This is a genomic window from Stenotrophomonas sp. 05N37 (assembly GCF_056397365.1).
The window spans coordinates 139,964-157,819 of record NZ_JBFTNG010000009.1 but is presented as its reverse complement, the minus strand read 5'-3'; the positions used below and the strand labels follow the sequence as shown (position 1 = coordinate 157,819).

15 protein-coding genes are annotated in these 17,856 nt (G+C 68.7%); 11 read left to right on the top strand and 4 right to left on the bottom strand.

The window, feature by feature from the left end:
- Positions 1-397 precede the first annotated feature (397 nt).
- Positions 398-1,609, bottom strand: a complete 1,212-nt coding sequence (gene tyrS, locus AC1DGC_RS19090; protein ID WP_478048601.1) for a tyrosine--tRNA ligase — start codon at positions 1,607-1,609, stop codon at positions 398-400.
- 168 nt (positions 1,610-1,777) lie between these two features.
- On the opposite strand from tyrS, the gene AC1DGC_RS19085 reads away from it, so the two are divergent.
- Positions 1,778-3,247, top strand: a complete 1,470-nt coding sequence (locus AC1DGC_RS19085) for a M23 family metallopeptidase (protein WP_394163019.1) — start codon at positions 1,778-1,780, stop codon at positions 3,245-3,247.
- 88 nt (positions 3,248-3,335) lie between these two features.
- Positions 3,336-4,463: an anhydro-N-acetylmuramic acid kinase gene (locus tag AC1DGC_RS19080; RefSeq protein ID WP_478048600.1), complete on the top strand. Its 1,128-nt coding sequence runs from the start codon at positions 3,336-3,338 to the stop codon at positions 4,461-4,463.
- A 165-nt stretch (positions 4,464-4,628) separates the two neighbouring features.
- Here the strand turns inward: AC1DGC_RS19080 and AC1DGC_RS19075 are convergent, their stop codons facing one another.
- The 3 genes from AC1DGC_RS19075 to AC1DGC_RS19065 all read right to left on the bottom strand — a co-directional run bounded on the left by AC1DGC_RS19075 (position 4,629) and on the right by AC1DGC_RS19065 (position 7,044).
- A complete protein-coding gene (locus AC1DGC_RS19075) occupies positions 4,629-4,856 on the bottom strand; it encodes a hypothetical protein (protein ID WP_259206550.1) in 228 nt (75 codons plus the stop codon).
- A gap of 95 nt (positions 4,857-4,951) precedes the next feature.
- Positions 4,952-6,247, bottom strand: a complete 1,296-nt coding sequence (locus AC1DGC_RS19070; protein ID WP_259206551.1) for an AmpG family muropeptide MFS transporter — start codon at positions 6,245-6,247, stop codon at positions 4,952-4,954.
- Entirely contained in the window at positions 6,244-7,044 is an 801-nt protein-coding gene (locus AC1DGC_RS19065; protein WP_478048599.1) for an exodeoxyribonuclease III, read from the bottom strand. The genes AC1DGC_RS19070 and AC1DGC_RS19065 overlap by 4 nt, the downstream gene beginning before the upstream one ends.
- 195 nt (positions 7,045-7,239) lie before the next feature.
- Here AC1DGC_RS19065 and pyrE point away from each other — a divergent pair, with 195 nt between their 5' ends.
- The 9 genes from pyrE to AC1DGC_RS19020 all read left to right on the top strand — a co-directional run bounded on the left by pyrE (position 7,240) and on the right by AC1DGC_RS19020 (position 17,732).
- On the top strand, positions 7,240-7,899 hold the full coding sequence (pyrE, locus tag AC1DGC_RS19060; protein WP_259206553.1) for an orotate phosphoribosyltransferase: 660 nt from the start codon (positions 7,240-7,242) through the stop codon (positions 7,897-7,899).
- A gap of 20 nt (positions 7,900-7,919) precedes the next feature.
- The gene (locus tag AC1DGC_RS19055) at positions 7,920-8,582 is read left to right on the top strand and encodes a hypothetical protein (RefSeq protein WP_478048598.1); all 663 of its coding nucleotides are present in this window, start codon (positions 7,920-7,922) and stop codon (positions 8,580-8,582) included.
- Positions 8,583-8,980: 398 nt separating this feature from the next.
- Positions 8,981-9,073: a potassium-transporting ATPase subunit F gene (locus AC1DGC_RS19050; RefSeq protein WP_017355708.1), complete on the top strand. Its 93-nt coding sequence runs from the start codon at positions 8,981-8,983 to the stop codon at positions 9,071-9,073.
- 12 nt (positions 9,074-9,085) lie between these two features.
- The gene (gene kdpA / locus AC1DGC_RS19045; protein ID WP_478048597.1) at positions 9,086-10,804 is read left to right on the top strand and encodes a potassium-transporting ATPase subunit KdpA; all 1,719 of its coding nucleotides are present in this window, start codon (positions 9,086-9,088) and stop codon (positions 10,802-10,804) included.
- A 26-nt stretch (positions 10,805-10,830) separates the two neighbouring features.
- Positions 10,831-12,882 carry a potassium-transporting ATPase subunit KdpB gene (gene kdpB / locus AC1DGC_RS19040; protein ID WP_478048596.1) on the top strand — a complete coding sequence of 684 codons (2,052 nt, stop codon included), beginning with the start codon at positions 10,831-10,833 and terminating at the stop codon, positions 12,880-12,882.
- Positions 12,879-13,523, top strand: a complete 645-nt coding sequence (gene kdpC, locus AC1DGC_RS19035; RefSeq protein ID WP_478048595.1) for a potassium-transporting ATPase subunit KdpC — start codon at positions 12,879-12,881, stop codon at positions 13,521-13,523. The genes kdpB and kdpC overlap by 4 nt, the downstream gene beginning before the upstream one ends.
- Positions 13,524-13,560: 37 nt before the next feature.
- A complete protein-coding gene (locus AC1DGC_RS19030) occupies positions 13,561-16,221 on the top strand; it encodes a sensor histidine kinase (protein ID WP_259206559.1) in 2,661 nt (886 codons plus the stop codon).
- Complete coding sequence (locus AC1DGC_RS19025) at positions 16,202-16,921, top strand: response regulator transcription factor (RefSeq protein ID WP_259206560.1); 720 nt, start codon at positions 16,202-16,204, stop codon at positions 16,919-16,921. The genes AC1DGC_RS19030 and AC1DGC_RS19025 overlap by 20 nt, the downstream gene beginning before the upstream one ends.
- A gap of 373 nt (positions 16,922-17,294) precedes the next feature.
- The gene (locus AC1DGC_RS19020; protein ID WP_478048594.1) at positions 17,295-17,732 is read left to right on the top strand and encodes a hypothetical protein; all 438 of its coding nucleotides are present in this window, start codon (positions 17,295-17,297) and stop codon (positions 17,730-17,732) included.
- Positions 17,733-17,856: the final 124 nt, after the last annotated feature.

The window sequence follows — 17,856 nt, the reverse complement described above, 5'->3', positions numbered from 1 at the left end:
TCGGCCTCAGCGCCTTCCTCCGTGTGCCCCGACGTTTCCGTCGTTGCGAGCCGCCCATTATAGCCGGCTTATCTGCTTCGTCAACACCTTTTTTCAAGGCCGTTTCACCGAAGTGAACCGTTGTTGCCGATGCCGCTTCGTCGTTTGCCCCGAGAGGCTTTCGTCGTTGCGAGCCGCCTATTATGTCAGGCTTTTCGTTTCCGTCAACACCTTCTTTCGAAGTGGTTGAAGTCCTGTTCCTTCGCGGTTGCCGCCTTGCGGCGACCCCTGCGTCGGGGGAGGGAAAGTATGTCCCTATCGGGAGCGTTTGTGAAGGGGGTAGACGACATTTTTTCACGCCGCCTCCCTCCCATTCATGCTGGAAGGGGTCCGGATGGCCCGGAACCCCTTGTGCCGCTTAGGCTGCGACCAGCAAGACGCGTGCGAAGGTGCGCTTGCCGACCTGCAGCAGGCCTTCAAAACCGGGCACGAACACCTGCTGGGCGTCGTCCACGACCTCGCCATCGACCTTCACTGCCCGCTCCTTGAGCTTGCGGGAGGCCTCGGAGTTGCTCGGGGTGAGCCCGGCAGCCGTCAGCAGGGCACCAATACGCAGGCCTTCGGCCGGAATCGCCACTTCCTGCAGCGGCAGCAGGGTCACATCGCCCTGCCCGGTCACCGCCGCGTTCCAGCCGGCGATGGCCTGTTCGGCCGCCGCCGCGTCATGGAAGCGGGTGGTCAGCTCACGCGCCAGGCGCAGCTTGACCTCACGCGGATTCAGGCCGCCGGCCTGGACCTGCTCGCGCAGGGCCAGCGCTTCGGCCTGGCTGATATCGAAGGAGAGCAGCTCGATCCAGCGCCACATCAGGTCGTCGCCGATCTTCATGGTCTTGGTGACCATGTCGATCGCCGGCTCATTGATGCCAATGTAGTTGTTGAGCGACTTGGACATCTTGGCCACGCCGTCCAGGCCTTCCAGCAGGGGCATGGTCAGCACGATCTGCGGCTTCTGCCCGTAGTGCTCCTGCAGGCCGCGGCCCATCAGCAGGTTGAACTTCTGGTCGGTGCCGCCGAGTTCGACGTCGGCCTCCAGGGCCACGGAGTCATAGCCCTGCACCAGCGGGTACAGGAACTCGTGCAGGGCGATGGACTGCTGGGCCGCATAGCGCTTGGCGAAATCGTCGCGCTCGAGCATGCGCGCCACGGTGTGCTGGCCGGCCAGGCGGATCATGTCGGCCGCGCCCATCTTGCCGAACCACTCCGAGTTGAAGCGGACTTCGGTCTTCTCGCGGTCCAGCACCTTGAAGACCTGGTCTTCATAGGTAAGCGCGTTGGCGAGCACGTCGTCCTTGCTGAGCGGCTTGCGGGTGGCGTTCTTGCCGGACGGGTCACCGATCATGCCGGTGAAGTCGCCGATCAGGAAGATGACCTGGTGGCCGAGGTCCTGGAACTGGCGCAGCTTGTTGAGCAGCACGGTGTGGCCCAGGTGCAGGTCCGGGGCGGTGGGGTCGAAACCAGCCTTGACGCGCAGCGGGCGGCCGCTTTCCAGGCGCTGACGCAGTTCCTCGGACTTGAGGATTTCGTCGGCGCCACGACCGATCAGGGCGATGGCTTCTTCAATCGAGGACACGTGACAACTCCCGGCAATGCCTTATTTACATGAATGACGTTAAGTACAAGTTAACCGCAAGCGCTTCACAAAAGCCAATGGGCACAAGGGTTTGACGCGGTATTTATACCTGTCTATGTTACCGACGTTTGGGCCCGCGCTCCCGGGCCAGCCAGGAACAGACCGACGATGCTCAATTCCGATCAAGGCCGCGCACGCAAGCAGCGCTTCAAGGAACGTCTCCACGTCCTCCACGACACCGCCCTGCATCGGAAGCTCAAACAGCATCTTCCTGCCGCCTTCAACGAGCGCTGGACGCGCCGTCATTGGATGCACGCCAGCCTGTTCGCCACCATTGGCGCGCTGGTGGCCACGATCGTGCCGGGCTTCTCGCACACCATCGACACCCCTTACACCGTGGGCCACTCGACCCTTGCCCTGCCCTTGCCGCCGCTGTCGCTGGAGCGCCAGAAGCAGGTGCCGGGCGACAGCTGGCAGGTGCTGCGGGTGCAGCGCGGGCAGACCCTGAGCAACCTGTTCGACGAGGCTGGCATCCCGGCCACGGTGATGCACCAGGTGCTGGAGCACCCGGGTGCGCGCGAGGCGCTGACCAAACTGCGCCCCGGCGCCGAGATCGCCTTCGACCTGCCGCTGTCCGGCGACCTGCGCACGATCCGCTTCGACCGCGATGCCGACAACCGCGTGGAGCTGTCGCTGAAGGATGGGCAGATCGCCGAGAAGGTGATCAAGCGCGAATCCTCGACCCGTCGCGTGGTCGCCAGTGGCGAAATCACCAGTTCGCTGTACGTGGCCGCGCGCAAGGCGGGGCTGTCGCCGTCGGCGATCGCCACGATGACCGACGAGATCTTCAAGTACGACATCGACTTTTCCAAGGACCTGCAGCCGGGCGACCGCTTCAGCGTGGTGCTGGATGAAACCTGGCGCGAAGGCGAGAAGGTGGACACCAGCAAGATCCTGGCGGCCACCTTCACCTCCGGTGGCAAGACCTACAGCGGCTTCCGCTTCGACCGCAACGGCAAGTCCGAGTACTTCGACGTGAGCGGGCGGCCGCTGAAGAAGAGCTTCATCCGCATGCCGATCCCGTTCGCCCGCCTGAGCTCGAGCTTCGGCGCGCGCAAGCACCCGGTGCTGGGCAAGATGCGCATGCACAAGGGCGTGGACTATGCCGCGCGCACCGGCACCCCGATCATGGCCGCCGGCGACGCCCGCGTGCAGTTCGCCGGCACCCAGCGTGGCTACGGCAACGTGGTGATCCTCGATCACGGCCGCGGCCACACCACGCTGTACGGGCACATGTCGCGCTTCGGCGCGATCAAGACCGGCCAGCGCGTGGCCCAGGGCACGGTGATCGGCTATGTCGGCTCGACCGGCCTGGCCACCGGCCCGCACCTGCACTACGAATTCCGCGTCAATGGCGAGCATCGCAACCCGCTGTCTGTGACGATGCCGCCGCCGGAGCCGCTGAAGGGTGCCGAGCTGGTGGCCTTCCGCGCGCAGACCGCGCCGGCGCTGGCCCGTATCCAGGGCATGGAAAAGCTGATCTACGCCGATGCCAGCCCGGCGCCGCAGGCGGCCCCGACCGCCACCCAGACCCAGACCGCCAGCGTGGCCAAGCCGAGCAAGCGCACCCGCGGCTGATCGGCCGCGGCAGCGCGCGGCCACGCGCGCATTGACGGCGGCAACGGGTTGCGCGGAAGCTGGGCGCACCCCGTTTGACTGGCCGGCCATGACCGCTGTCGTTGATCCGCATACCCCGCTTTACCTGGGCCTGATGTCCGGCACCAGCGCCGATGGCATCGATGCCGCGCTGGTGCAGTTCCCCGAGGCGGGCGGCTGCCGCTTCGTCTTCGGCCACACCCACCCGTGGGGCCCGGCGCTGCGCGCCGAACTGATCGGCCTGGGCGAAGGCGGGGCGATCGGCTCGCTGGACGCGCTGGGCCGCATCGATGCGGCGATCGGGATCACCTTTGCCGAGGCAGCCAATGCCCTGCTGCGTTTGAGCGGCGTGGAGCGCAGCCAGGTGCGGGCGATCGGTTCGCATGGGCAGACGGTGCGCCACCGGCCGCTGGCCGATCCGGCGTTCACGATGCAGCTGGGCGACGCCAACCGGATTGCCGAGGCGACCGGGATCACCACCGTGGCCGATTTCCGTCGTCGCGATGTGGCTGCAGGCGGCCATGGGGCGCCGCTGATGCCGGCCTTCCACCTGGCCATGCTCGGGACCGCCGGGGAAGACCGGGCGATCCTCAACCTGGGCGGGATCGCCAACCTGACCCTGATTCCCCGCGACGGCGTGCCGCGCGGCTTCGATACCGGCCCGGCCAATGCGCTGATGGATGCCTGGTGCCAGCGCCACCGGGGCGTTCCGTTCGATGCGGACGGGGCGTTTGCGGCCAGTGGGCAGGTGGACGAGGCGCTGCTGGCGCACTGGCTGGCCGAGCCGTGGTTCGCGCTGCCGCCGCCGAAGAGCACCGGGCGCGAGCAGTTCCACCTGGACTGGGCACAGGCGGCGATGGGCGACGGCCAGCACGCCGCCGCCGATGTGCAGGCCACGTTGCTGGAACTGACCGCCGCGACGGTGGCCGATGCGTTGCGGGCGCACCTGCCGGGGGCGGCGCGGGTGCTGGTGTGCGGCGGCGGGGTGCGCAACCCGCAGTTGCTGCGCCGGTTGGCGGCGCGGTTGCCGGGGGTGGTGATCGAATCCAGCGCGGTGCATGGCCTGGACCCGGATTACCTGGAGGCGATGGGGTTTGCGTGGTTGGCGCAGCGGACGCTGGACGGCTTGCCGGGGAATCTGCCGAGCGTGAGCGGGGCGCGGGGAGCGCGGATCCTGGGGGCGATACATCCGGCGTAGGGCAAGGGCAAGGGCAAGGGCAAGGGCAAGGGCAAGGGCAAGGGCAAGGGCAAGAGCAAGAGCAAGAGCAAGAGCAGCCGAGCATGGCTCGGCTCTACCGGGGCGGGATGCCTTGTGCACGCCTGCGGATCGCTCCCCCATCGGTGGGGGCGCCACCGCCCTGCGTTACACCCCTTTGGCGTCCGGCAAGGCCTGCAGCGCGGCGATAGCGTCGGCGAGGGCGTCCACTTCCGGGTTCTGGAAACCGCTGCGGACTTCCAGTTCGCTGGCGAACAACCCCTGTTCGAGCAGCGCGATGCAGGTGTATTCGCGGGTCCAGCCGCGTGCGACCGCCACGCGCCGGATGCGTTCGTTCAACAGCGGGTCCAGATCCCGCAGCAGCAGATCGACCATTGTTCTCCCCGTTGGCAACGCACCGCCCCCACGGTACAACGGGGTGGATCATGGCGCAGCAGGGCGCGCCGGGCAACCGGACAGGCCCGTCCGGCTCAGGCGCTGCTGCGGTCGCGGATGCGCGGCCACAGCCAGACCAGCAACAGCAGGGTCGGGATGACGGTGGTGGCGCTGAAGATGAAGAAGGTGCTGTAGGAGGTGGCTTCGACGATATAGCCGGAGGCGCCGCCGACGAACTTGCCCGGCAGGTTAGCCAGCGAGACCAGCAGCGCGTATTGGGTGGCGGTGAAATTGCGGTCGGTCAGCGAGGACATGAAGGCCACCAGCACGGTGCCGGCAAAGCCCTGGAACAGGTTGTCCGCGCTCAGCGCCGCATAGAACGCCCAGAGCTGGCCGGGGTTGTGCGCCATCAGCAGGAACGCCAGGTTCGACAACGCCACGCCGAGGGCGGCGACCAGCAGCATGCGGCGGAAGCCGAAGGCGGCCACGGCGATGCCGCCGATGAAGGCCCCGCCGATACCCATCCACACGCCGAACAGCTTGGACACGGTGGCGATGTCGGCCTTGGTGAAGCCCGAGTCCAGGTAGAACGGCCCGGCCATCACGCCGATGACCTGGTCAGGGAACTTGTAGAGGCCGACGAAGGCCAGCAGCACCAGCGCCAGGACGATGCCATTGGTGGTGAAGAAGCTGGCGATCGGCTGCCAGAACGCCCCGAAGAAATCGATGCGACGCTGGATGCGCACTTCCGGCTGCGCCGGCTCGCGGCAGACCAGGGTGGCGATGATCGGCAGCACCATCAGCGAGGCCATCGCCAGGTACGCCACGATCCAGCCTTCGAACTGGGCCAGGTACAGCGCGCCGGCACCCGCCAGGATCAGGCCGATGCGGTAGCCCAGCGTGTAGGTGGCGGCCAGCGCAGCCTGCGCGCTCTCCGGGGCGATCTCGATGCGGTAGGCATCGACCACCGAGTCCTGGGTGGCACCGGCGAAGGACGCCACCAGCACCCACAGCACCAGCGGGGTGACGCCCAGCTCGGGCCGCACGAATGCCAGCGCGAACAGGCCGCCGGTGACGCCCACCTGCGAGGCCAGCAGCCACGAGCGGCGGCGGCCGAGGAAGCCGATCAGCGGGAAGGCATAGCGGTCGATCAACGGCGCCCAGACGAACTTGAGCAGGTAGAAGAAGCTGGCGAGGCTGATCAGGCCGATGCTGCCCAGGTCCAGGCCGACGTCACGCAGGCGGGTGGAGAGGGTCTGCGAGGCGATGAGCAGGAACGGCAGGCCGCTGCCAAAGCCGAGGAAGGCCATGGTGAGTGCCGAGGGCGTGCCGAAGGCACGCTTGATCCCGGCCCAGCCCTTGTAGGACACCGGCGCGGCCGCGTCGGTCATGGGGCGTAGTCCACCGTGAACGGGGCATGGTCGGAGAAGCGTTCATCGCGGTAGACCGCGCAGCTGCGCAGGCGATCGCGCAGGCCGGGGCTGACGAACTGGTAGTCGATGCGCCAGCCGACGTTGTTGGCCCGGGCCGCGCCGCGGTTGCTCCACCAGGTGTAGTCCTGGCCTTCCGGATGCAGCAGGCGGTAGGCGTCGGTCCAGCCCTGGCCGGCGCCGATGTCCAGCGCCTGGCCGGCATCGGCGCACTGGCCGTTGAGCCAGTCGCGCTCGGGCGGCAGGCAGCCGGAATTCTTCTGGTTGGATTTCCAGTTCTTGATGTCCAGCGCGGAGCGCACGATGTTCCAGTCGCCGCACAGGACGTAGTCGCGGCCGCTGGCCAGCCACTGTGCCAGGATCGGGCGCAGCCACTCCATCACTTCGTACTTGAAGCCCTGGCGGAGGTCGCCCGAGCTGCCGGAGGGAATATAGAAGGAGACCACGCTGAGGTTGCCGTAGCGGGCCTCGATATAGCGGCCTTCATCGTCGAACGGCGCCCAGCCGAGCGAGGTGATGACCTGGTCGGGCTCGCGCTTGCTGTAGATGGCCACGCCGCTGTAGCCCTTCTTGGTGATGGCGTCGCGGTAGAAGCAATGGTGGCCGTCCGGGCGGAACATCGGGTCGGTGAGCTGGTCTTCCTGGGCCTTGGTTTCCTGGATGCAGAGCACGTCGGCGTCCTGGGCGCGGAACCACTCGAGGAAGCCCTTGGTGGCGGCGGAGCGGATGCCATTGGCGTTGAAACTGATGATGCGCATGCTGACCCGGGTCTGGAGCGGTAACCGGGAAAGCATACCGGGAAGACCCCGCCCCGGCTCGCCGGGATGCGCCATGGCAGCGCGCGTCGGCCGGGCCCCAGGGCCGGCTGCGCCCCCGCGCCGGCCGGGCCCGGAGGGCGAAAAAAGCCCCCATGCATTAGGATTTGCGGTCCAAATGAATTGAATAGAGTCCTGATGAGCGACCATCGCCACCGTTTCCTGCAACTGGCCCTCACCGCCGACGCCCTGCGTTTTGGCCAGTTCACCCTCAAGTCGGGCCGCCTGAGCCCTTACTTCTTCAATGCCGGCCGCTTCGATTCCGGCGCCCTCATGGTCCAGCTGGCCGCCTGCTACGCCGATGCGGTGGAGGCCACCGGGCTGAAGTTCGACGTCGTGTTCGGCCCGGCCTACAAGGGCATCCCGCTGGCCACCGCGACCGCCTGTGAATTCGCCCAGCGCGGCCGCGACCTGCCGCTGTCGTTCAACCGCAAGGAAGCCAAGGCCCATGGCGAAGGCGGCCAGCTGATCGGCGCGGACATGAATGGCAAGCGCGTGCTGATCGTGGATGACGTGATCACGGCCGGTACCGCCATCCGCGAGGCGCTGACCATCATCAAGGACGCCGGTGGCACCCCGGCCGGGATCGTGGTGGCGCTGGACCGCCAGGAGATCGCCTCGGAAACCGACCGTCGCTCGGCCGCCCAGTCGGTGGCCGAAGAAGCCGGGATTCCGGTGGTGGCCGTGGCCACGCTGGCCGACCTGCTTGATTTTGCCTCCGGAAATCCGGAACTTGTGGGGTACCGGCAGCCGCTGGAGGACTATCGGTCCCGTTACGGCAGCCGTCCTACGCGTTGAGAGCAGGGGGCTCGCCAACCATGTCCAGGATTGCCACGACCATCTTGATCGGCCTGTTGCTGGCCGTATCCACGCTGCCGGCGCAGGCCCAGCGCGGCAAGAACGAGCCAAAAGCAAAGAAGCTGTACTGCTGGAACAAGGGTGCCGAGCGGATCTGCAGCGATGCCCTGCCGCAGGAAGCGGTGAACAGCGCGCGCGAGGAATTCAGCGCCGCCAGCGGCCTGCGTCGTGGCGAAGTGGAGCGCACCTTGACCGAGGAAGAGCGCGCTGAGGCGGCGGTCGTGGCCGCGCAGCGCCAGCTCGACCTGGCTGCCGAACAGACCCGGCAGCGCACCGAGCAGGCGATGCTGTCCACCTACGAGAGCGAGGACGACCTGCGCCGGGTGTTCACCGAGCGCACCGGGATCCTGGACAACAACGTGCAGACCGCGCGCTACAACGTGGCCAGCCTGCGCGAGGCGTTGGTGAGCCTGCTGGGCACGGCCGGCGATCGCGAGCTGGCTGGCAAGCCGGTGGCCGAGAAGCAGGCCAGGAGCATCCAGCAACGCCACACCGAGCTGGTGACGCAGCGGCGCATGCAGGCCTCGTTCGAAGCGCAGCGCAAGGCGCTGGACGTGGAGATCGAGGAGACGCTGCAGCGGTATCGGTTGTTGAAGGGCGTGGGGACCGATCCGCGGGCGTGAGCGGGCGGACGGTGTGGACAAGAGAGGCGGCCGGTTGGCCGCCTTTTTTGTGGGTGTCGAGCGGGGGGCGTGCCGGCCGCTGGGCGCATCGCGCCTCCGGCCAGGGTCATGAGGCGCCGGTCAACGGCCGGCACGACCGGCCGGATGCAGGATGGCCGGGAGCAGCCAAGGGGCAGCCAGGAGCAGCCGACCAACGGTCGGCGCCACGATTGTTTATGCACTTTTTACGCTGGGGCGTGGTGGTCGGCGTGGCCCCTTTATGCCGGGCAGGCAGACGATGGGCGCCTGACGTGGAGTGGTTCCACCTGGACGTCCCATGAGCCTGTTTCTGCCTGTGTTCCCCACCGCCGCTGCGCCTTGCGCCGCCGCGTTCCCTTCCCGCGTTTGAGGCCACGACCATGCCTGCCTGGCTTTCCCTGGTGTGCGGCGTGCTGGTGCTCGTCGCCGCCGCCTATCTGCTGTACGTCGTGCTTCGGCCCGAAGCGTTCTGACCGGAGCCGACCATGACCGAGATCCTGTTGATCCTGCTGGCCAGCATCGTGCTGGCCTTTCCGCTTGGGCTGTACCTGGCCCGGGTGATGCGCGGCGCGCCGATGCGGGGCGATGCGCTGTTCGGGCTGATTGAAAAACCGCTGTACCGGCTGCTGGGGGTGAATCCCGCCCGGGGCATGTCCTGGCGCGGCTATGTGATGGCCTTCGTGCTCAGCAACGTGGTGATCGCGGTGCTGGTGCAGGCGGTCTTCATGACCCAGGCCTGGCTGCCGTTCAACCCCGACCAGATCCCCAACATGCGCTGGGACACGGCGCTGCACACGATGGTGTCGTTCCTGACCAACACCAACCAGCAGCACTACTCCGGCCAGGCGCAGCTGTCCTACTTCGCGCAGATGACCGCCATCACCGGCCTGCAGGTGGTGACGCCGATGATGGGCCTGGCGCTGGTCGTAGCCACGCTGCGTGCGCTGTTCGGCGCGCGTCCGGAGGACGTGGATGCAGAACAGGCCGCACAGCTCAGCGCGGACCGTCGCGTGGACGTGGGCAACTACTACGCCGACGTGGTGCGTTCGTGCGTGCGCTTCATGCTGCCGCTGTGCCTGCTGTGGGCGGTGCTGCTGACCAGCCAGGGCGTGCCCTCGACGCTGGCGGCCGGGCCGCAGGCGACGCCGATCGATGCGGCCGCCGGCATGGAGACGCAGAAACTGCCGCTGGGCCCGGTCGCGGCGATGGTCGCGGCCAAGCAACTGGGCGCCAACGGGGGTGGCTGGTACGGCCCCAACAGTTCGATGCCGCTGGAGAACCCGACCCCGTTGTCCAACGCGCTGGAACTGATCGGCATCCTGCTGATCCCGATCGCGGTGATCTTCATGCTGGGTGCGTTCACCGGGCGCCGGCGCCTGGCCGGGCTGGTGTTCGGCTGCATGCTGGCGATGTCCAGCGTGTCGGTGGCGGCCACGGTATGGCTGGAAGGCCATTCGGCCACGGCCGCCAGCCCGCTGCTGATGGAAGGCAAGGAAGTGCGCATCGGCGCCGATGGCACCGGCCTGTGGGCGGCGATCACCACGCAGGTGTCCAACGGCTCGGTCAACGGCATGCATGACTCGCTCAGCCCGCTGGCCGGTGCGGTGCCGATGATCAACATGCTGGTCAACGCGATCTGGGGCGGCATCGGTTGCGGCCTGCAGCAGTTCATCGTGTACCTGCTGCTGGGCGTGTTCCTGGCCGGGCTGATGACGGGGCGCACCCCCGAGCTGCTGGGGCGCAAGCTGGAGACCCCGCAGATCCGCCTGCTGGCGCTGCTGGTGCTGCTGCAGCCGATCACCATCCTGGGCTTCACTGCGGTGACCCTGGCGATTCCGGCGATCACCGGCACGTCCAATCCCGGCTTCCACGGCGTCAGCCAGGTGTTCTACGAGTACGTGTCGGCGTTTGCCAACAACGGCTCGGGCTTTGAAGGCCTGGGCGATGCCACCCCGTGGTGGAACCTGAGCTGCACCCTGGTGCTGCTGCTGGGCCGCTACCCGGTGCTGATCATCCCGCTGATCGTGGCCGCGCAACTGGCCGCCAAGCGGCGGGCGCCGGAATCGGCCGGCACGTTGCAGATCGAGACCCCGACCTTCGCGCTGACCCTGATCGCGCTGATCGTCATCCTGACCGTATTGCAGTTCATGCCGGCGCTGGTATTGGGCCCGGTGGCCGACCACCTGTCGTTGACGCTGCACTGAGACCTGATGTCGTGAGTACATCTCCCATGAGTACCTATCCCTTGAACGTTTCTTCCCACCGCCGCCAGCGCCTGCTCGATGCCGCCGGCTGGCGCCGCGCCCTGCGCGATGCGGTGATCAAGCTGTCCCCGCGCCACCTGCTGCACAGCCCGGTGATGGCGGTGGTGATGGCCGGCACCGTGGTCAGCCTGGTCGTCACCCTGAGCGGCAACGCACCGCTGGGCTTTGGCCTGGCGGTCACCGCGATCCTGCTGCTGACCGTGCTGTTCGGCAACTTCGCCGAAGCGGTGGCCGAAGCGCGCGGGCGTGGCCAGGCCGCCTCGCTGCGGCGGGCGCGGCAAGACCTGAGCGCGCGTCGGCTGGCCGCCGCGCATGCCGGTGCCAGCGAGACCCAGGTGCCGGCCGCCGAGCTGCGCCCCGGCGACCATGTGATCGTCAGCGCCGGCGAATTGATCCCCGCCGATGGCGAGATCGTGCAGGGCCTGGCCACCATCAACGAAGCGGCGGTGACCGGTGAATCGGCACCGGTGCTGCGCGAGGCCGGCACCGACCGCAGCGGCGTGATCGGCGGTACCAAGGTGCTGTCGGACCAGGTCATCGTGCGCATCACCGCCGAGCCGGGGCACAGCTTCCTGGACCGGATGATCGCACTGGTGGAAGGCGCCAACCGCCAGAAGACCCCCAACGAGATCGCGCTCACCCTGCTGCTGGCGGCGATGACGCTCACCTTCCTGATCGTGGTGGCCACGCTGCCGGCGATCGGGGCGTTCGTCGGCGTGCAGGTGGACCCGCTGCTGTTGATCGCGCTGCTGGTGTGCCTGATTCCCACCACCATCGGCGGGCTGCTGCCGGCCATCGGCATTGCCGGCATGAACCGGGCGCTGGCCGCCAACGTGCTGGCCAAGTCGGGCAAGGCGGTGGAAGTGGCCGGCGACGTGGACGTGCTGCTGCTGGACAAGACCGGCACCATCACCTACGGCGACCGCCAGGCCACGCACTTCCATGTACTGGCCGGGATCGACACGCCGCAGCTGCGCGAAGCCGCGCTGTTGTCTTCGCTGGCCGACCCGACCCCGGAAGGCAAGTCGATCGTGCGCCTGGCGCGCGAGCAGGGCTGCACCACGGCAGAGCCGGACCGCGCGGACTATCTGGCCTTCAGCGCGCAGACCCGCATGTCCGGCGTGGACCTGGACGGGGGCCGCCGCATCCGCAAGGGCGCGGCCGATTCGATCAGCGCCTATGTACGTGAGCTGGGCGGCACCGTGCCGGCGGAACTGCCGGGCCGCGTGGAGCAGGTGGCACGCAACGGTGCCACCCCACTGGTGGTGTGCGAAGGCCGCCACGTGCTGGGCGTGATCGAGCTGTCGGACGTGGTCAAGCACGGCATGCGCGAGAAGTTCGCGCAGCTGCGCGCGATGGGCATCCGCACGGTGATGATCACCGGCGACAACCCGCTGACCGCGGCGGCCATCGCTGCCGAGGCCGGCGTGGACGACTACATCGCCGAGGCCCGCCCGGAAGACAAGCTGGCGCGTATCCGGGCCGAACAGGCCGGCGGGCGGCTGGTGGCGATGGTGGGCGACGGCACCAACGACGCCCCGGCGCTGGCCCAGGCCGACATCGGCCTGGCGATGAACTCCGGTACGCAGGCCGCCAAGGAAGCCGGCAACATGGTCGACCTGGATTCGGACCCGGCCAAGCTGCTGGCGGTGGTGGAGGTGGGCAAACAGCAGCTGATCACGCGCGGCGCGCTGACCACCTTCTCGCTGGCCAACGATGTGTCCAAGTACTTCGCGATCCTGCCGGCGCTGTTCGCCTCCACCCTGCCGGCGATGGCGGCGTTGAACGTGATGCACCTGTCCAGCCCGCGCAACGCGGTGCTGGCGGCGCTGATCTTCAACGCCCTGGTGATCCCGGCGTTGATTCCGCTGGCGCTGCGCGGGGTGCGCTTCCGCCCGGCCACCGCGACCGCGCTGCTGCGCCGGAACATGCTGGTGTACGGCCTGGGTGGCGTGCTGCTGCCGTTCGCGGCCATCAAGTTGATCGACCTCTTCCTCGTCTCGGTATTCGGCGCATGAACCGCTCACTCGCAACCTCCCTGCCCCGCGCCGCGCGCGCCCCTGCCACACGCGCGGCCACGCTGCAGCAGCACGGCGCGTGGCGCCCGGCGTTGGTGCTGGGCCTGGTCAGCCTGCTGCTGCTCGGCCTGGCCTATGCGCTGGCCGCCACCAGTGCCAGCCGGTTGCTGTTCCCGGCGCAGGCTGATGGCAGCCTGCTCATCCGCGATGGCCAGGTGCGCGGCTCGCAGTTGATCGCCCAGCCGTTCACCGGCGATGGCTACTTCCAGGCGCGCCCGTCGGCGGCCAACTACGATCCGATGGCCGCGGCCGGCAGCAACCTGGCCCGGACCAACCCGGCGCTGCAGGAACGCGTGCAGGCCAGCATCGCCGCGGTGGCCGTGCGCGAAGGCGTGGCCATCGCGCAGGTGCCCAGCGACCTGGTGACCCAGTCCGGCGCGGGCATGGACCCGGAGCTGTCGCCAGCGGCCGCACAGCTGCAGGTCGCCCGCGTGGCGCGCAGCCGCGGGTGGCCGGCCGAGCGCGTGGCGGCGCTGGTGCAGGCACATACGCTGGGGCCGCAATGGGGCGTATTCGGCCAGCCGCGGGTCAACGTGATGACCCTCAACCTGGCGCTGGATGACGTCAAGGCCGCCCCGTGATGCGGGGATCGCAGCGGCCGGTGCACAATCGCCACCCATGAGCGACCCACGTACCCGCCAGGCCGATGCCCTGGTTGAACGCCTGCAACGCGAAGCCGGCGGCAAGCTCACCGTGTTCCTCGGTGCCGCCCCCGGCGTGGGCAAGACCTTCAGCATGCTCAGCCGCGCGCACGAACAACTGCGTCGCGGCGTGGATGTGGTCGTCGGGCTGGTGGAAACCCACGGCCGCGCCGAGACCGCCGCGTTGCTGGAGGGCCTGCCGCAGGTGCCGCTGGTGCAGCGCGACTACCAGCAGCACGTGCTGGGCGAGATGGACCTGGACGCCGTGCTGGCGCGCCACCCCGCGCTGGTGCTGGTGGACGAGCTGGCCCACCGCAACGTGCCCGGCAGCCGCCACGAGCGCCGCTGGCAGGACGTGGAGGAACTGCTGGAGGCCGGCATCGATGTCTGGACCACGGTCAACATCCAGCACCTGGAGAGCCTCAACGATGTGGTAATGCGCATCACCGGCGTGCGGGTGAGCGAGACCGTGCCCGATGCGGTACTCGACCGCCTGCACGACATCGTGCTGGTGGACCTGCCCCCGCGCGAGCTGATCGAGCGCCTGCAGCAGGGCAAGGTGTACGTGCCCGAGCAGGCCGCCCAAGCCCTGCAGGCGTTCTTCTCGCCGGCCAACCTCACCGCGCTGCGCGAACTGGCCATGCAGGAAGCGGCCGATCGGGTGGACAGCAGCCTGCGCGAGACCCGCGCCGCGCGCGGCGAGGCCAACCTGCCGCTGCGCCGGCGCGTGCTGGTGGCCATCGATGGCGGCGGCCAGAGCGAGTACCTGGTGCGCGTGGGCCGGCGCATCGCCGAGCGCCGCGATGCGCCGTGGACGGTGGTGACGGTGCAGGGCCGGCGCAACGACGAAGACACCCGGCGCGAGATCGACGCGGCCTTCGCCCTCGCCCGCCGCCTCGGCGGCGAGGCCGAACTGCTGCACGGATCGAGCATCGCCGACGCGCTGCTGGATCACGCCGCGCACAACAGCGTGTCCACGCTGGTGCTGGGCCGCACCCGCGAGCGCCCGGTCGCGCGGATGCTCAACCGCACCCTCACCCAGCAATTGATCCAGCGCGGCGCGCATTACGAGATCACCATCATCGGCACCCCGCAGGCGCGCGCACGGGCGCGCCGCACCGGGCTGTCGATGCCCAGCCGCAGCACCGGCCAGGACACCTTGCTGGCGCTGGGCGCCACCGCGATCGCCTGCCTGGTGGCGCTGGTGGCCGAGCGCTGGGTGGGGCTGTACGACCTGTCGATGGTGTTCATCGTGGCGGTGGTGATGGTGGCCGCGCGCAGCCGCACCAGCGCGGCGGTAATCGCCGCGGCGCTGTGCTTCCTGGCCTACAACTTCTTCTTCATCGCCCCGCGTTTCACCTTCGCCATCAGCGCGCGCCAGGGCGTGATCACCGTCTTCCTGTTCCTGGCCGCCGCGCTGGTGGCTGGCCGGCTCGCCTCGCGGCTGCGCATGCAGGTGCTGGCGTTGCGCGCCTCCAACCGGCATGCGAACGCGCGCCAGGCACTGGGCCGTCAGTTGACCCGCGCAGCCAGCAACGAAGAAGTGGCACAAGCCGGGCGCGAAGCGCTGGAACAGGCGATGGACGCCCCGGCCTGGCTGCGCATCGGCCCGCACACCAGCACCAGCGGCAGCGCCGCGCCCGGCGAGACCGACCTGGCCGCCGCCGACTGGGCGCGCCGCCATGGCCAGCCCAGCGGCCGCTTCACCGATACCCTGGCCGGCGCGGAGTGGTGGTTCCTGCCGCTGCTGGATGGCGATGACCGCGCCATCGGCGTGGCCGGCATGCGCTTCGCGCGGAATGCGCCGCGCCTCACCCCCGAGCAGCGCCAACTGGCCGAGGCGATGGTGGACGACATCGCCCAGGCCGCGCTGCGCACGCAGCTGGTGGCCGACCTGGAAAAGGCGCACGTGAGCAACGAGACCGAGCGCCTGCGCTCGGCGCTGCTGTCGTCGGTGTCGCACGACCTGCGCTCGCCGCTGGCGGCGATGATCGGCTCGGCCGACAGCCTGGGCAGCTATGCCGATGCGATGGACGCGCAGGACCGCCGCGCCCTGCTGGACACCATCCTGGTGGAAGGCGAGCGGCTGGACCGCTACATCCAGAACCTGCTGGACATGACCCGGCTGGGCCACGAAGGCCTGCAGATCAACCGCGACTGGATCGGCGTGGACGAGCTGGTCGGCTCGGCCGCACGCCGGCTGCAGCGCTACCAGCCGGAGGTGCAGCTCAAGCTGGACATCCCGGCCACGCTGGCCCCGATCTGGGTGCATCCGGCGCTGGTGGAACAGGCGGTGTTCAACGTGATGGAGAACGCGGCCAAGTTCTCCCCGCCCGGCGCGGCGGTGGAAGTGCAGGCGCGGCTGGTGGAGGGCGAGCTGCGCATCGACGTGCTGGACGCCGGCCCGGGCATCCCCGATGAGGAGCGCGCGCGCATCTTCGACATGTTCTACAGCGTGGAGCGCGGTGACCGCGGCCGGCATGGCACCGGCCTGGGGCTGACCATCTGCCAGGGCATGATCGGCGCGCACGGCGGCAGCGTGCAGGCGCTGCCGGGGCGCGACGGACGCGGTACCCTGATCCGCATCACGCTGCCCCTGCTGCAACCGCACCCTGCCGATGACAACGACGAATCCTGACCCCACCCAAGGCGTACCCCCGGCCCGCGTGCTGGTGATCGACGATGAAGCGCAGATCCGCCGCTTCCTCGACATCAGCCTGCGCGCGCAGGGCTACCGCGTGGTGCAGGCCGCCACCGGCCAGGCCGGGCTGGAAGCGCTGGTGAGCGAGGGCGCGGACGTGGTGATCCTGGATATCGGGCTGCCGGACATGGAAGGGCATGAGGTGCTGGCCGAGCTGCGCCAGTGGAGCCAGGTGCCGGTGATCATGCTCACCGTGCGCGCCAGTGAGACCGAAAAAGTGCGGGCGCTGGACAACGGCGCCAACGACTACGTGACCAAGCCGTTCGGCACGCAGGAGCTGATGGCACGGGTGCGGGCACTGCTGCGCTCGCGCACGGTGTCCAGCGACGGGGTGCTGCCACAGTTCGACGATGGGCACCTGCATATCGACCTGGTGCGGCGCGAGGTGCATCTGGATGGCACGCCGGTGGCCCTGACCCGCAAGGAATATGCGCTGCTGTCGCTGCTGCTGCGCAATGCCGGCCGGGTGGTGACCCAGCCGCAGATCCTGCAGGAAATATGGGGGCCGACGCACCAGGAAGACACGCATTACCTGCGCATCCTGGTGGGGAAATTGCGACACAAGCTGGGCGACTCGGCGCTGGATTCGCGGTACCTGTTCACCGAACCTGGCGTGGGGTTGCGGTTCAAGGGGTGAGGCGGGAGAGCAGCCGAGCATGGCTCGGCTCTACCGATGCAGGGCATTGCCCGCACGTCGCGATCAACGGGCGTAAGCCCGATTTGCGTCAATGCCTGCGCGTCGTGACCAACGGTCGTAATCGCGATGTGCACCAATGCCCGCGCGCCATGGCCAACGGGCGTAATCCCGGTGCGCGCCAATGCCGGCGCGTCGCGATCAAGGCTCGTGATCCCGATGCGTGCCAACGCCCGCGCGTTGTGCCAACGGGCGTAATCCCTATGCGAGCCAGCGCCCGCGTGCCATGACCAACGGTCGTAATCTCGATGCACGCCAACGCCGGCGCGCCATGGCCAACGGGCGTAATTCCGATGCACGCCAACGCCGGCGCGCCATGACCAACGGTCGTAATACCGATGCGCGCCAATGCCCGCGCGACACGACCAACGGGCGTAATCCCGATGCGTTCCAACGCCCGCGCGCCATGACCAACGGTCGTAATCTCGATGCACGCCAACGCCCGCGCGCCATGGCCAACGGGCGTAGTTCCGATGCGTGCCAATGCCCACGCACCACGACCAACGGGCGCAATCCCGGTGCGCGCCAATGCCCGCGCGCCATGACCAACGGTCGTAATCTCGATGCACGCCAACGCCCGCGCGCCGCGACCAACGGGCGTAATCCCGGTGCGGGCCAACGCCCGCGCGCCATGACCAACGGTCGTAATCCCGGTGCGCACCAATGCCCGCGCGACACGACCAACGGGTGTAATCCCGATGTGCGCCAACGCCCGCGCGCCGTGACCAACGGTCGTGATACCGATGCGCGCTAATACCCGCGCGCCGTGACCAACTGTCGTAATACGGATGCGTGCCAATGCCTGCGCGCCATGACCAACGGTCGTAATCCCGGTGCGGGCCAACGCCCGCGCGACACGACCAACGGGCGTAATCCCG